The organism is Neobacillus sp. BP17 (assembly GCF_059579525.1).
The window spans coordinates 3050647-3065486 of sequence record NZ_CM184198.1 but is presented as its reverse complement, the minus strand read 5'-3'; the positions used below and the strand labels follow the sequence as shown (position 1 = coordinate 3065486).

Annotated in this window: 17 protein-coding genes and 1 tRNA gene; 11 read left to right on the top strand and 7 right to left on the bottom strand. The window is 37.2% G+C overall.

What is annotated here, in order from left to right:
* Positions 1 to 174: 174 nt before the first annotated feature.
* Genes AC4QJR_RS14865 through AC4QJR_RS14855 form a run of 3 tightly spaced genes read left to right on the top strand, consistent with a single transcriptional unit; the run spans position 175 to position 2486 of the window.
* The gene (locus tag AC4QJR_RS14865) at positions 175 to 426 is read left to right on the top strand and encodes a FeoA family protein (protein ID WP_098571276.1); all 252 of its coding nucleotides are present in this window, start codon (positions 175 to 177) and stop codon (positions 424 to 426) included.
* On the top strand, positions 419 to 1138 hold the full coding sequence (locus AC4QJR_RS14860; protein WP_251458899.1) for a FeoB small GTPase domain-containing protein: 720 nt from the start codon (positions 419 to 421) through the stop codon (positions 1136 to 1138). The genes AC4QJR_RS14865 and AC4QJR_RS14860 overlap by 8 nt, the downstream gene beginning before the upstream one ends.
* On the top strand, positions 1113 to 2486 hold the full coding sequence (locus tag AC4QJR_RS14855) for a nucleoside recognition domain-containing protein (RefSeq protein WP_098571274.1): 1374 nt from the start codon (positions 1113 to 1115) through the stop codon (positions 2484 to 2486). Before AC4QJR_RS14860 ends, AC4QJR_RS14855 begins: the two co-directional genes overlap by 26 nt.
* A 60-nt stretch (positions 2487 to 2546) precedes the next feature.
* Here AC4QJR_RS14855 and AC4QJR_RS14850 read toward each other — a convergent pair.
* The 4 genes from AC4QJR_RS14850 to AC4QJR_RS14835 form a co-directional block, all read right to left on the bottom strand.
* Positions 2547 to 2632, bottom strand: a tRNA-OTHER gene (locus AC4QJR_RS14850).
* Positions 2633 to 2683: 51 nt separating this feature from the next.
* Positions 2684 to 3769, bottom strand: coding sequence for a Ger(x)C family spore germination protein (locus AC4QJR_RS14845; RefSeq protein ID WP_496523312.1), 1086 nt, complete (start codon positions 3767 to 3769; stop codon positions 2684 to 2686).
* Positions 3762 to 4841: a GerAB/ArcD/ProY family transporter gene (locus AC4QJR_RS14840; RefSeq protein ID WP_496526686.1), complete on the bottom strand. Its 1080-nt coding sequence runs from the start codon at positions 4839 to 4841 to the stop codon at positions 3762 to 3764. Before AC4QJR_RS14840 ends, AC4QJR_RS14845 begins: the two co-directional genes overlap by 8 nt.
* 25 nt (positions 4842 to 4866) lie before the next feature.
* A complete protein-coding gene (locus AC4QJR_RS14835; RefSeq protein WP_496523311.1) occupies positions 4867 to 6366 on the bottom strand; it encodes a spore germination protein in 1500 nt (499 codons plus the stop codon).
* 191 nt (positions 6367 to 6557) lie between these two features.
* On the opposite strand from AC4QJR_RS14835, the gene AC4QJR_RS14830 reads away from it, so the two are divergent.
* Positions 6558 to 7469 carry an LCP family protein gene (locus AC4QJR_RS14830; RefSeq protein WP_496523310.1) on the top strand — a complete coding sequence of 304 codons (912 nt, stop codon included), beginning with the start codon at positions 6558 to 6560 and terminating at the stop codon, positions 7467 to 7469.
* Between the two features lie 163 nt (positions 7470 to 7632).
* Here the strand turns inward: AC4QJR_RS14830 and yxiS are convergent, their stop codons facing one another.
* Complete coding sequence (yxiS, locus tag AC4QJR_RS14825; protein ID WP_496523309.1) at positions 7633 to 7932, bottom strand: protein YxiS; 300 nt, start codon at positions 7930 to 7932, stop codon at positions 7633 to 7635.
* A gap of 142 nt (positions 7933 to 8074) precedes the next feature.
* Here yxiS and AC4QJR_RS14820 point away from each other — a divergent pair, with 142 nt between their 5' ends.
* The 6 genes from AC4QJR_RS14820 (at position 8075) to AC4QJR_RS14795 (ending at position 11726) form a co-directional block, all read left to right on the top strand.
* Positions 8075 to 8356, top strand: a complete 282-nt coding sequence (locus AC4QJR_RS14820) for a DUF1292 domain-containing protein (protein ID WP_496523308.1) — start codon at positions 8075 to 8077, stop codon at positions 8354 to 8356.
* Positions 8357 to 8472: 116 nt separating this feature from the next.
* Positions 8473 to 8721, top strand: a complete 249-nt coding sequence (locus tag AC4QJR_RS14815; RefSeq protein ID WP_375377154.1) for a hypothetical protein — start codon at positions 8473 to 8475, stop codon at positions 8719 to 8721.
* Between the two features lie 20 nt (positions 8722 to 8741).
* Complete coding sequence (locus AC4QJR_RS14810) at positions 8742 to 9527, top strand: alpha/beta fold hydrolase (RefSeq protein ID WP_496523307.1); 786 nt, start codon at positions 8742 to 8744, stop codon at positions 9525 to 9527.
* Between the two features lie 295 nt (positions 9528 to 9822).
* Positions 9823 to 10467 (top strand): alpha/beta hydrolase, encoded by a 645-nt coding sequence (locus AC4QJR_RS14805; RefSeq protein ID WP_496523306.1) that lies wholly within the window; start codon positions 9823 to 9825, stop codon positions 10465 to 10467.
* 26 nt (positions 10468 to 10493) lie between these two features.
* Positions 10494 to 10934 (top strand): DoxX family protein, encoded by a 441-nt coding sequence (locus tag AC4QJR_RS14800; RefSeq protein ID WP_496523305.1) that lies wholly within the window; start codon positions 10494 to 10496, stop codon positions 10932 to 10934.
* A gap of 15 nt (positions 10935 to 10949) precedes the next feature.
* Positions 10950 to 11726 (top strand): dioxygenase family protein, encoded by a 777-nt coding sequence (locus tag AC4QJR_RS14795; RefSeq protein ID WP_496523304.1) that lies wholly within the window; start codon positions 10950 to 10952, stop codon positions 11724 to 11726.
* A gap of 57 nt (positions 11727 to 11783) precedes the next feature.
* Here the strand turns inward: AC4QJR_RS14795 and AC4QJR_RS14790 are convergent, their stop codons facing one another.
* Positions 11784 to 12140, bottom strand: a complete 357-nt coding sequence (locus tag AC4QJR_RS14790; RefSeq protein ID WP_496523303.1) for a hypothetical protein — start codon at positions 12138 to 12140, stop codon at positions 11784 to 11786.
* 205 nt (positions 12141 to 12345) lie between these two features.
* Between AC4QJR_RS14790 and AC4QJR_RS14785 the strand changes: the two genes are divergently transcribed.
* The gene (locus tag AC4QJR_RS14785) at positions 12346 to 13347 is read left to right on the top strand and encodes an LLM class flavin-dependent oxidoreductase (RefSeq protein ID WP_496523302.1); all 1002 of its coding nucleotides are present in this window, start codon (positions 12346 to 12348) and stop codon (positions 13345 to 13347) included.
* A gap of 145 nt (positions 13348 to 13492) precedes the next feature.
* Here the strand turns inward: AC4QJR_RS14785 and AC4QJR_RS14780 are convergent, their stop codons facing one another.
* Positions 13493 to 14665, bottom strand: a complete 1173-nt coding sequence (locus AC4QJR_RS14780) for a glycoside hydrolase family 18 protein (RefSeq protein ID WP_496523301.1) — start codon at positions 14663 to 14665, stop codon at positions 13493 to 13495.
* Positions 14666 to 14840: the final 175 nt, after the last annotated feature.

Below are 14840 nucleotides of genomic sequence, written 5' to 3'. Positions count from 1 at the left end.
TTCAGTGATATAGAGTACTCCTATGAATAAAAATGGCTTTTTTTCCTTTTTTTAGATAAGGGTCCACACACAAATAATAATTATTTTTACAAAATAGGAGACATTTTTAGAATTTTTACATATAATTAAAGAAAAGTTGCACAAGGTAAAAACTTTGAAGGTGGGGAAAGAGAGATGGATAACCCTAAAATTATCAAACTTGTGAATGGTCAAAAAGGAAATTTAATAAAAATAACTGATATAAATCTAGAGGGTGTCATGAGAAGAAGATTATTAGATTTAGGATTTGTGAATGGAGCGCTTGTAGAGGTGATCCGAAAAAGTCCGTTGGGAGATCCAATTGCTTTTCGTGTCAGCCAAACAACCATCGCATTACGAAGAGAGGAAAGTTCAAGAATAGAGGGGGAGCTGGTATCTAATGGGTAATGAATATCGAATTGCCTTAGCTGGAAATCCGAATACGGGGAAAAGTACCTTGTTTAATGCCTTAACCGGCCTTAGACAGCATACAGGAAATTGGGCAGGAAAAACCGTTTCACTTGCGCAAGGGACTGTTCAGCATAAAGATAAAACGTTCAATCTTATTGACCTTCCTGGCACCTATTCACTTTTTTCGAATTCAACGGATGAAGAGGTAGCGCGAAATTATATCGTTTTTGAAAAACCAGATGTGACGATTGTGGTACTAGATGCGACTTCATTAGAGCGGAACTTGAATCTAGCGTTGCAGGTATTAGAGATGACAACAAATGTTGTCATTTGCATCAATTTAATTGATGTTGCGGAAGAACAAGGAATTCAGATAAATGAGCGATTGTTGACCAATCGGTTGGGGGTTCCCGTCATCAAGATTTCTGCAAGGAACAAAAAGGGATTTCCTATGCTTTTAGATACCATTGATCGGATTGTGACTGGGGTGATTGAATGCAACCCGGTTCAGGTGTCCTATCCTGCGGAGATCGAAGCTAAGATTAAAATAATTGAACCTAAGGTACGTGAATTTGTTGGAGATCAATTATCCTCTCGTTGGGTTTCTTTGAGATTGCTAGATGGAGATGAATCTTTACTGAATGAAATTAGTAACCGATTGGTTGCAGGAGGTGGTTTAGAGAATGAGTATTCAAAAGCTTTATGCTGAAGCTCAGGAGCTGTCGACACCAAAGCTGAGAGATGACATTGTTCAAAACCTTTACGATCGCAGTCATAAATTGTGTGGCGAAGGAATCACCTATACCAAATCAAAAAGGGATACTCGAACCGAAAAACTGGATGCGGTTTTAACTTCACCAATTTTTGGTTTTCCCATCATGATTGCTATGTTAGGAGTTCTATTTTATTTAACAATTGCTGGAGCAAATATCCCATCCTCCATGTTAGCTGAGTTTTTTGGATTCTTAGAGGGGTATATAACATCATTTTTTACCTTCTTGCATGCACCAGATTGGCTGCACGGAGTCCTTGTTCTCGGTTTATACCGAGGAACGACATGGGTGATTAGTGTTATGCTCCCGCCGATGGCGATCTTTTTTCCAACATTTGCATTATTAGAAAATTATGGTTATCTTCCAAGGGTAGCCTTTAACATGGATCGTCTCTTTAAAAGGGTAGGTGCCCATGGGAAGCAATCATTAACAATGGCGATGGGATTTGGCTGTAATGCGGCAGCGGTTATTTCAACAAGAATTATTGAATCACCAAGAGAGCGGATGCTGGCCATCCTGACAAACAACTTTGTTCCATGTAATGGCCGATGGGGAACTTTAATTGTTTTAGCATCGTTATTCATGGCTGCCAATTTTACAGGTGGGGCAGCATCACTAGTTACTACAGGTGTCGTTGTAGGTATTGTTTTATTTGGTATAGTGGTAACCTTTTTTGTTTCATGGGTTCTGTCGAAAACGGCCCTAAAAGGAGTACCAACTCATTACACATTAGAATTACCGCCTTACCGTAAACCGAAGATATTTGATACCGTGATTCGGTCATCTTTAACCAAGTCTTGGTCTGTATTAGTTCGCGCCGTTAAAGTTGCTGCACCTGCAGCTATCTTAACTTGGGTAATTGCAAATATTTATATTGGTGATACAAGTATTTTGATGTATATGGTTGAATTCTTGGACCCATTTGGTAAAATGCTAGGTCTTGACGGTTACATCATGTTGGCATTTATTTTAGGGTTACCAGCAAACGAAATTGTTCTTCCAATTCTTTTGATGGGTTATTTATCAACGGGTTCATTGACAGAAGTCGATAACTTAGTAGATTTGAAGAAAATCTTTTTAGACCATGGCTGGACATGGCTTACTGCACTTAATATGATGTTATTTTCACTCCTTCATTACCCGTGCGGCACTACCTTGCTGAATATATTCAAAGAAACAAAGAGTAAGAAATGGACCTTCTTGGCCTTCTTAATTCCGACGGTTATTGCGATTCTTGTTCCACTGATTATTACACAAACGGTTAGATTTTTTGGCTTATTATAATCTTAAAAAAGGGACTGACTTTTGTCAGTCCCTTTGCTATGCTGAAATTTATTAAGTGAAAGGGCTTGGTGGGATTTGAACCCACAAAACACACTGTAGTCAGCGTGAAGGACTACAGGTTGCTCTATCACTTGAGCTACAAGCCCTAATTTTATTTTGACCATTTTCAAAAAAAATATCCGGTTCATTTTTAAGAATTAATTTACAGTCCCAGTTTGTTTGATATTCACATTTACATGTACATGAACTTTTGCTGTTGGATAGAATCTCTTCCATTTTTTTTTATTAAAACTGCGATCATGCTCTCTATATTTTGCACCTAGACCTAAAGGGTCCACGCCATGTTTTTGAAACTTTTTGATGAGTTTTAAGGAGTTTTTTTCTAATTGCCCGGCAATTTCCTTTTGGATATGTTTTTTATCCAATGCTACCCTTTTTTTCTTTGGAGATGTGAATTCTTGAAGCCTTGTCTTCATCTTAAGATTAATTGTAAATTCCGGTCTGCCTTTTTTAATTTTTACTTCATAATGTGCTTTTGAACGAAGATTATCTAGAACGACCATTTCACCATTTTCTAATGTGAAACGCTGTAAGCCCTGCTTATATTTATCAACTAAACATTTAAAAGTGAATGCTTCCTCCATAAAAATAGGGAAGACATATCGATCATCTTTTAATATCGCAATGCCAATAATTTTAATATTATCTTCTATCTGTTTGATTAACGGCAAGTAGGGATCCTGTCCATTTTGGGTGAATTGAAATAAATATGTTTGTAAATTTGATTCAGGAAGATTATCTGATTTCATGGATTGATCCAGCATTTCTTGTACAAACAACGAAACATTTTCTGTTTTGAATTTCTCTATTTTAAGTAGCTCACTGGCATCTCCATCGACAACAGCCATTTGAATAATACTGCCTATGGAAGGGTCACGGTTTAGGGTATCAACAACATCAGTTATCCCTTTTTTTGCTAGTGATTCCCCAAAAAGTACAACCCGTAATTGACCGCTGACTATTGGATACCGTGACTCATTATTTATGTTGCTCCGAATTTCTTTACTCGTTTCACCTAAAGATATTTTGACTTCAGTGGTAGAGGGCTTATCCTTTTTATAAATTGGATAGGTAATGGTTCCTTTTATCATATTCTTTCCGGCCCAATCATATCCTGCACCCTGGTTCATATTTATTTGATTGACGATATTGGTCGGTATCAGAGAACAACCGGATAATAAGAAAATAGTAACCCATATTCCTATTAAGGTTCGATTAGCCATTTGGTTTTCTCCTTCTTAGTATTGTGAAAATTATTAGGAGGATTGGGATGTAGCCGTAAAAGATCCATAAATTCATTTGAGTTACATATTTATCCAGTGTTACTTTAAATTGTTCGGTTATTAATTGAGATATTACCACACTAAGTAGGCTTAAAATGATAAAAAAGTTCTTTTGTTTCTTTTTTAAAATTCTCTTTAGACCTCTGGTAGAACACCATAATAGAAGGGAAAGTAAGGCCGAAACAATGATGAGATACATTGATATATATAGGTACTCAAAGCGCTCCAAATAAGAAAGACGAATAATTTTTATTAAAGATAATTCTGGCCAAATTGTTTCTTTTATCTGAATTTCACTATAAAACGTAAATGAAACAATCGCAGAAACCGTATAAAGTAGGGTAGTAAACAGGACAGCTAAGTGTGCGAATTTTTTTGAAGATTTAGCATCTCTAATAAATGGATAATACATGAGTAGCGCTTCTGTTCCAGCTAATGTATACATGGAATTTTTCACCGCATCAAACATGTCATTATAAGAATGATTCATGATTGGCAGTAAATTTGAAAAATGTGCTTCCTTTAAAGGGAAAATATAAAGGACGATAAGCATTATTTGTGGAAAAATAAATGATAAAAATGAAACACCGACAACAACCCGAAAACCCCCAGACACGCAATAATATACTAATCCAAGTATTAATGTACCTAGAATCCAAGTAGGTAATGTAGGGAACATCCATACTTGAATAATCTCAATAAATCCAAGTAAGACTGAGACGCTTGCCAGCCAATAATAAATCATAATGATAAAGCTCAAAACACTTCCGAGAATGTTCCCAAACACCTTTGAATGGACATCAACAATATCTCCATCCGCTTTTTCAAGCAGCTTATACATAATCCATATGAACACTTGGACGAAACACCCTGCCACGATTACACCAATCCATGCATCATAACCTGCTTTCGCAGCAATAGTCCTTTGGAATCCTAAAATACCAACTCCAACCTGTGAATTGTAAACTATAAAGTAAACTAAATAGGGAGAAACTTGATGCCTTTTATTCACTTGCAAATGAATACCCCTTTACGATTTATTCATAAAAATCGTTCACTGGTTCTGGGTTTTCTCGATTCCCGGTTGCTTTTCTTTTCTTTTGTGGTCTAAGGGTGGACGGGTTTTCTTGCTGCTTTGAAAAAGGAAGTCTGAACCAAAGATCTTGAAATGATGTTGTTCGAATTGGAAACATGCTTAAGTAAGGACGTCCGAGAGACGTTAACCTTAATAAATGAACGTATATAAATTGGTGTCCCAAAAATACACCGAACAACCCAAACCATTGGGCAAGAATAATTACTGGGAACTTAATAAACCGTATGGTGTTACTAAATTTATAGATCGGCGCCGTATAGGATGCTAAGGTTCCGAGTCCAACTAAAATAAGCAATACATTACTAGTTAACCCCGCTTCAACCACGGCCTGTCCGATGACAATACCACCCACTACGCCAAGTGATTGTCCGATTTTATAGGGTAATCGAATACCTGCCTCTTTTACCATTTCAATCATGATTTCTAAAAAAAATGCCTCTAAAAACGGTGGAAAGGGGACGGATGCTCTTGAACCCACTAAAGTTTCTAGTAATGGGGCAGGAATCAATTCATAATGATAGGTCATGATTGCAACATACATTGGACTAACAATCGTCGAAAGGTACAATGCAACATATCGTAATAAACGAAAAAAATTTCCAATTATCCAGGAGTAGCTATAATCTTCCATCGCTATAAACGCTTCAAATAAAGTAATAGGAACAATGACTAGATTAGGGGAACCATCCACTGCAATGATAATTTTCCCTTCCGTTAAACCTGCAGCTACCCGATCTACGCGCTCAGTTGATATGGATTGGGGAAATAAAGAATTCGTATTGTCCTCGATCATTGAAGAGAGATAAGCACTGTCCTGGATATGATCATATTGGACATCGTTTATTCTTTGGACAACCGTATTCACATTTTCCGGATCGGAAATCCCATCCATATAGATAACTGCAACATTTGTTTTGGAAAGTTCGCCGACTTTCATTTCGATGACAAGTAGTTCTGGAACTGGTAATCGCTTTCGAATAAGATTAATATTCGTGTCTATTTCTTCAATAAAACCCACTTGTGGTCCCACAGCCGAGGATTCCATCATTGATACGCTAACATCTCGGAATTTACTGTTAGCAATATTAATTAATAGACATTGTTCATCATCTTCATGCATATGAAGAGCGAGGAATCCCCTCATGAGGTTTTGAATGATTTCCTTAGAATCTTTCGTAAAAATAATTACTTCGACAGGAATGATGCGTTTTAATTCTTCTAATGATAACTGCTCCTGCAAGTAGGGCAAAACATCCTTATGGAGGATATCAGATGAAATTAGTGTGCGATAGTAAGAAAGCCAATAAGGATCTTCCTCTTTTAAGGAGGTTTGCTCATGAACGAAGTCATTGGATTTTGATAAACGGTTGATCCAATTTTGATCCATATTACTTTGTGAACTATCTTCAGCAGCACCTAGAAGTTCATTCTTAGTTGTCATTGGCAGCCCTCAAAATATTTTTTTTCATTTTGTGCAGAATGGGAAATTTTATGCAATTTACCCATGAATAATGTAAGGAGAGATTATAGTAAGGAAGAATAAACAAGGGAAAAAAAGAGAAATTAAGTAGGTGACACCTTAGGTAATTAATTGAATTTTATCGAAAGTTGGTGAAAAGCTTGAGAATACTCATGATAATTTTATTTTCTATTTTATTAGGAGGCTGTTCGGCAGGAAATTTAAATGACCAAAATCAAGTTCAACCCTCTTCACCATCCAAAATTGAAGATAATACCAATCATAAAGATAAAAAAGGAATGATGAACTTTCTCTTAATTGGAAGTGATTCAAGAGGGGAACAGCAATCCTTTTCAGACGCCATCATTATTGCTCAATATGTTCCTAAAGAAGGTAATATCAAATTAATTAGTTTGATGAGAGACAGTTATGTCAAGATTCCCGGGCATAAAAAAGGCTACGACAAGCTCAATATGGCCTATTTTATCGGAGGAAATGAATTGTTAAAAAAGACAATTTATCAAAATTTCGGAATAAAAGTGGACCATTCCATTTCGATTGATTTTGATGGCTTTGCTAACTTTATTGACCTAATTGCACCCGAAGGTATAACTGTCAATGTTAGTCAAAAGATGATAGACGATTTTAAAATGGATGTGAAGCCTGGAGAAAATGCGCTGAAGGGAAGAGAGTTGTTAAAATATGTTCGGTTTAGGCATGATGACGAAAGTGACTTTGGCCGTGTGAAACGACAACAGGAAGTCGTCGTCAAGGTAAAGGAGCAGTTAAAAAATAAATTTAGTCATATAGAATCGTTAGCAGCACTGCCCGATTTTGTGGATGAAAGTTTAGATCATGTCGAGTCGGACATGGATAAAGGAGAGATTTTAGCTGTACTATCAAAACTAGTTTTTTATCCAATCAAAAATATCGACAGTTTACGTATTCCGGTTCAAAATAGCTATGTAAATAAAACCTACCCTCACGCCGGGGCGGTTCTGGAGATTAATTTGGAGGAAAATAGAGAGGCGTTAAAGGATTTCTTAATGAAGCCTTCGCCGGTGAACAGGGAATATCATTATTAAGTAATAAAGCAGACATAGCTAGTGAACTATGTCTGCTTTATTAGGAAGAATTGGAAGAAAATGTATAATTGTACAAAACTGATCGTTATTTGTACTTAACTTCATGGATTCGTACAAAATGACCCGAAATCTGCACAAAACCCTTCATAAATTGTACAAAACGTTATTTCCTCAGTTTGTTAATTTCTTTCGTAACCACAAATGCAAGATCATCATTACCAAACAGTGCTAACACACCAAGCAAGGTTTGGTCGCCGACTTCTCCAGCTTCTTCTTTAGGTACAGTTAACTCAATGGCCTCTCTTAAAGCAGGATTAGAACCCTGATTAGGATAGGCTTTTATATATAACTCTTCCGGATCAAGGTCATGATTCACACACCATTGAGCAAAGACGAGAATCATCATTTTCTCTTCGCCCCGAAAGTTTTCAATTATTTTTTCTTCTAACTGTTTTGGATTCATAGGATTCTCCTTAGCAAGTATTATGAACTAATTATATAAGATTTCTGTCGAATTTATAATGGAAATACATGTTTTCGAATAAACTCCATCTTTTTAGGGATACTGTTTTATGAAAATACTTTTAAAGGAAGTTGAACGTATAATGAGTAAAATTGAAGTTCAAGAAATTTTTACGATTACGGATGAAAACGGAGAAGAACAAGAAGTTGAAGTGCTTGGTGTCATGACAATAGAAGGTACAGATTACGTTGCTGTTGGGTTTGCGGACGAAATTAGGCAGGATTCTGATGAAGATATTGATATCTTTTTTATGAAAGTCGATGATGAAGGTGATTTAGCCGCTATCGAAAGTGATGAAGAATTTGACAAGGTTTCGGAGGCATTTGATGCCATGATGGATGAAGAAGAGGGAATGGTAGAGTAAGAGAGAGATGACACCATCTCTCTTTTTTGTAGATAAAATTCAATTGGAAAAAATATGTATGTATATAACCTTTCTAGGCATACTACATATGAAGAACATCATAAAGGAGTAATATAATGTTAATTGAAGAAGGTACTAAATATCAAATATCTCAAGGGATTAAAAGTTTTTTTAATTCCGCGGAATCTTTCACGGTTAAAAGTTATAATGGCGTCACTGTTCAATTTACTCTTGCAGATAGTAAAGGATATGGATCAATGCCAATCGATCATCTGGAATATTTATTGAAAAAATCAAACTTAACATTAATCCCAAATAAAAGAATATTATTAAGTAACGATAATAGTGAAGAGCAAATTAGCTGAACAAACACTGAGGTGAACCTATGGAATTGAAGAAACTCAAAGCAAAAGATTCAACGTTTGCCTACATAGACAGCGGCGAGGGGAAGCCAATCGTGCTCCTGCATGGCTTTTGTGGGAATTCTAGCTATTGGGAGTTTGTTATCCCAACGTTGTCAGCAGATTACAGGGTGATTGCACCAGACCCTCCTGGACATGGACAGTCAGAGCCTCTTCAAGGCAGCAGCACGATTGAAAATATGGCAGATCAAGTGAAACATCTTTTGGATGCCTTAAATTTACCGGAAGTCACAATGTTTGGTCACTCATTAGGCGGGTATATCACCCTGGCTTTTGCAGAAAAATACGGTGGTCAATTAAACGGGTATTCACTTATCCATTCAACTGCATTTCCAGATTCAGAAGAGGCGAAACAAGCCAGAGCCGCCAATATTGAAAAAGTAAACCGGTCGGGAATTTACTCACTCATTGACGGATTGGTTCCAAAATTATTTTCACAGGAAAATCAGGATGAGAATTTTGTTGGTACTGCAATGGAAATTGGCTATGCTACTTCAGCAGAGGGGGCGATTGATGCGCTTCATGCGATGAAGGACCGGCCAGACCGGAATCGAGTATTGGAATCCTCGACATTGCCCGTTCTTTTAGTTGCAGGGGAACAGGATCAGATCATTCCAGCAGAAAAAACATTTTCTGTTAGTAGAGCGAATATCAAGCAATCAATCATTAAAGATTCGGGCCATATGAGTATGTTTGAAAATCCTATGGAACTTATATCCGAGATACAGGCATTTTTAGCGACTCTATAATGAAGATGATAGGAACCAACTTGGTTCCTATTTTTTGTATTCTAATATAAAACAAGTTTATATATTAGAAAATAATTATTGACATCATAATGATTCACTTGTTATTCTATAAACAACAAAGATTCACATTAGAAAACTTTAGGTGTGATATCTTTTTTGTCTATTAGTTTCTTTATATGAATCTTTTTTATTTATTTCGATTCAATGTCCTTGAATTTGAATAAAGTGTAAGAAATCATATAAACAGCCATCCTAAAAATATTAGGAATATATGTTTAAAAGAAGGGATGATAGGATGAATTCACCGATGATTTATGAGCTTCGTCGTCCAGCACAAACTGAACCGGGAAAAACCTATCCTGCGTTGTTTTTAATGCATGGGATTGGCAGTAATGAACAAAATATGCTGTCACTAGTAAACGGCTTAGAAGACCGTTTTTACATTTTTAGTATCCGTGGGCATCTTCCACAACCTCCAGGCTATGCGTTTTTTACGATTCAAGGATATGGAAAACCGCACCGGGAAGTGTTTGATGAAGGAATCCGTAAACTGACAAGTTTTATTGATTATGCCTGCGAGGATTATCCATTAGATGAGAGCCAATTGTTCTTACTTGGCTTTAGTCAGGGAGCAATTTTGTCGATGACGCTTGGATTAACATTAGGTAGCCGAATAAAGGGCATTATTGCACTAAGCGGATACATTCCTGCTTTTGTAAAAGAAGAGTACCAAATCCAGTCAGTTGATAATTTGTCCTTATTTATATCCCATGGTGTGCTGGATCAGGTTCTTCCGTTTGATTGGGGATTGGCAAATAATGAGTATTTTAGTGGTTTAGGGGCAGATGTCACCTTTAAAACCTACCAAGAAGGACACACCGTTTCAATGGATAACCATTGGGATTTCATGAACTGGTTAATGGAAAAAGTAGAAAAATAATGATAATAAAAGGGGAAAATAATATTATGTTAAAAAAATTTGAAGTTAGTACATTACTTTTAAGAGTTGTGTTAGGTATTACGTTCTTTGTCCATGGGGTAGTTAAATTTCAGGGTGGAATTGAAAATATCGTTGGCTGGTTTGAAAGTATAGGGCTACCAGGATTCTTAGCCTATGGAGTAGCAGTTGTGGAAATGGTTGGTGGAGCTGCATTAGTTCTAGGTTTAGGCAGTCAAATTGTCTCAGCCCTATTATCGTTACTAATGATTGGTGCAATCGTTAAAGTAAAACTTGCTGTTGGATTTTTAGGAAACGGACAAATGGCTGGTTATGAATTAGATTTGGCTCTCCTAGCAATGGCTATTTTTATTGCGATAAATGGTAGTAAAATGTTTGCAGTAGATCAACTTATCTTCAAAGGTCAGAAGGAAGAAACTACATCTTTATCAAAAAGCTATAATAATTAAAAGGAGGACGTAAATATGATGCCATCTTTTTTTATTGCCCATGGAGCACCATTATTAGCAATTGAGAACAATGAGTATACTCAGTTTCTAAGCCAGCTCGGACAAACACTGCCAAGGCCGAAAGCAATTATATTGTTTTCAGCCCACTGGGAATCATCGATGCAAAAAGTAAGCGAAGTCGACACATATGACACCATTTATGATTTTGGCGGCTTCGACCCAGAATTATACACAATTAAATATCCGGCTAAAGGGGACCACCAGGTTTCACAAGAAATTAAAGACCTGTTCGCGAAAAACGGAGTACCATTTGAAAGCGAAATGAAACGCGGCCTTGATCATGGGGCATGGGTAGTGCTTCGAAAGTTGTATCCGAATGCCGATATCCCTGTCATTTCGATGTCCGTTAATCCGAATCTTAAACCGGAAGAGCAATATAAAGTAGGAAAAAGCTTAGCCTCATTAAGAGCAGATGATATATTAATCATTGCAAGTGGAGGAACTGTGCATAACCTCAGAGCAGTGAAATGGGCAGATAACGAAATCGATCAATGGGCACTTGAGTTTGACGATTGGTTGGCTCACCATTTAAATAAATGGGACCTTGAGTCATTATTTAAATATGATTCCCTTGCTCCTTATGCTGAATATGCCGTACCACGCTATGGAAACGAACACTTTATCCCAATTTTTTATGCAATGGGAGCTGCTGACGATAGTCAAAAGGCGAAGTTGCTACATCGCAGTTTCCGCTATGGAAATTTGAGTCATAGTGTTTGGCAGTTTGGGTGAACTAGATTAAATAACAAATCCTTTCCGTGTTGGAAAGGATTTTGTTATTTAATAAAATTAATCTTCATTGGACCCATGCCCCATATAAATTCCATTAAAAAATGCTGCCATTTCTATAGTACCATCCTCATTATAAAAAGGTACTCCCACCATTACTGTATCCTTATGCGAATGATTGATAAGAACTTCGATGCTTTTTGCTCCTCTATAGTTGTATCCTTCACTTTTAAGCAAATGTTTTACATTCTTAAACTCATGACTACTTAATAAATTTGCAACAATTTTATTCTTTTCAGCTCCTAAAACAGGTGTTACGTCGCATCCGCACTCAGCTGCCTTTACCGTATTCCCAATACTCACAAACAACGATAATCCAATAATGATTCCACATAAAATTGTTAATAATTTCTTCAAATGTTTCTCCTCCTTTATATAACCTCCTTAACTTCATTCTCTGTTTTTCGACATTCTCCTTCAAAAACTTAGGAAAATCTTCGACAAACTGCTTTATTTATTACAACTTCGTGTCAAAATGGGTGTCAGGCACCGAGTTGTTGTCATTTTTCCATAATTAGCTTCTAATAATATAAAATAGAAAAAGGAAGGGAGGTAGTTTGGAATGAGGTTAAGTATCTTAGATCAAGCCCCAATTTCATCCAATCAAACTGTTCAAGAAGCATTGAATGCATCAATGAAGTTAGCCCAAGCGGCAGAAACATATGGGTATACGCGTTACTGGATTGCTGAACACCATGACTTAGAAGGATTAGCCTGTTCTGCGCCAGAAGTAATGTTAGCTTATATCGGGGCAAACACTAGCAAAATTCGGATTGGTTCGGGAGCGGTCTTATTACCACACTACAAACCATATAAAGTGGCAGAAGTTTACAATATGTTAGCCACTTTATTTCCAGGAAGAATAGATCTTGGAATAGGCCGCGCACCAGGGGGCTCAGCTGAAGCAACAAATGCCTTATCAGATAATTTTCTTCAGCAGATATGGAACATGCCAGCATCAGTGGAAACGCTGCTTTACTTTTTAGAAAATAAATTTCCAAGTGATCATGAGTTTGCTAAAGTATCGGCTTCACCAATCCCAGAGTTTTCACCTGTTCCTTGGCTATTGGGGACTAGTAAAAAAAGCGCCTTGCTTGCAGCTGAAAATGGCCTTCCCTATGCCTTTGGACAATTTATGAGCGAAAAGGACGGGACAGAAATTATTGAACAATATTTACAGACCTTTAAGCCACGGAAACAGACCCGAGAACCAGAAGTAATTGTGGCGGTTTCTACTATTTGTGCCGATACGGATGAGCGGGCGGAAGAAGTCGCAATAAGTACACTTGTGTGGGCATTGCAAAGGAGAAAAGGCGAAGACGGTGGAGTCCCTTCCATCGAGGAAGCTAGGCAATATCCACTAACAGACATCGAAAAGGAATCATTAGAAAATATGAAACAGAAGATGATTATTGGAAACCCACAAACGGTTTACCATAAACTGAAGGACCTTCAGGATAAATATAACGCGGATGAAATAATGATTGTTACCATTACCCATTCTCCAGATGATCGGCTTCGCTCCTATCAACTAATTTCAGAGACAGCTAACCTTTCAAGCTAAAAACCGTCCTATTGAGAATTAGTTCAGTTTTTTGAGGATTTCCATAGCAATACATTCAAAAATAGCTGGCCAAACAGGTTATAATAATAAAACAACGCTCAGAACGATTTGTTCTCAGAGCGTTGTTTGGTGATTTTTTTATCGCCTAATAGCCTTTTGCCGAATAGTATTTCACTGGTTCTTTACTTGACGCTTTTAGTTCGGAAGCAATTATCCCAGTCAAACTATGTGACCCTTGAGCGTCTAGACCTACTTCCCACATCATCATCCCGCCAAAACCGTGATTAAGTGCGAGCCTCGTTTTCTTTTTCATCGTCGCACTGCCGTTATAATGGTAGGTTGTCCCATTCATTTTGACGGTGTCCTTGCCTGCATTCGCTGGATTTTTGTTAATAATTGCGGCAAATGAGACTTGTTTAATTTTCGGATCATCTGGTTGGGCATACGTAGGGACACCCAAGACTAATTTCTCTTTTGAAATTTTATGTGTGTCAAAGAGATTTGTCCAATAGTTTACTATTTTCTCAGTAAATGGATAGGGCGATAGATTAGCGGCATTGTACCCGTCGTCCCATTGACCATCATAGGCCATAATATTGACATGGTCAACATATTGGAACATGGTTGGTTCATACTGTATAAAGCCAGCTTCGGTTAACGTGACCGCATGAATTTTTGAATGAACAGCGATAGACAGTTCTTTCTGTTTCCGATGAAGCTGGGCACTTAATTCTTTCGCAAAGGAAGCGAGATTTTTTGCATCCGCTGCATTGCGCGGGTGTTCAAAGTCGATATCAATTCCATCCAGTTTCTCGCGGACTGCAAGATTAGTTAGCTCTTTCACTAACTTTGTTCTAGATTTAGAATGAGAGATTGCTGGTTGAAAATAATTATAGGATTCTCCGCCCTTAATATGGTACCAACCACCGATTGCAAGGATTACTTTGGTGTTATGACTATCTGCTTTTTTAACAACCATTCGCAGGTTTTTTAAAGCTTGGTCGCCATTAAATAAAACTGTTCCATCCTTGGTCGGATGCACAAACGAGAAAATGACATGTGTTAATTTCGAATAATCTACCATGTTCGGATCACGATAATCCTGAACATAACCGATGAGTACCTTAGAGGGTGCTTTTTTTAAGTTTGGAAACTCTTTTGCATTTGGCATAATCGCTGATTTCGGTGCATCTTCTATGATGATCGTACTAGGACGCTCTTGCTTTTTATGGTTAGAGGTGAAAAGGACCCCTGTTAATATTCCTCCAATAAAGGTAACCGCAATTACCAGGCAAACGAGGAGACGACGTTTATTCATTGTTTATGTCCTCCTTATTATTGCTCACTTAAAAAATTGTAACAGAAAAAGCGATGTAAGAAGGTTGGTAATATCCACCTATGAAGGAATTGCCGCCATTGGGAAGTGAAAAAATTTGAATTGAGATGTTTCTTTTTGCTATAATCATAAGGTTAATGCTAAAAACCAAGTGTTT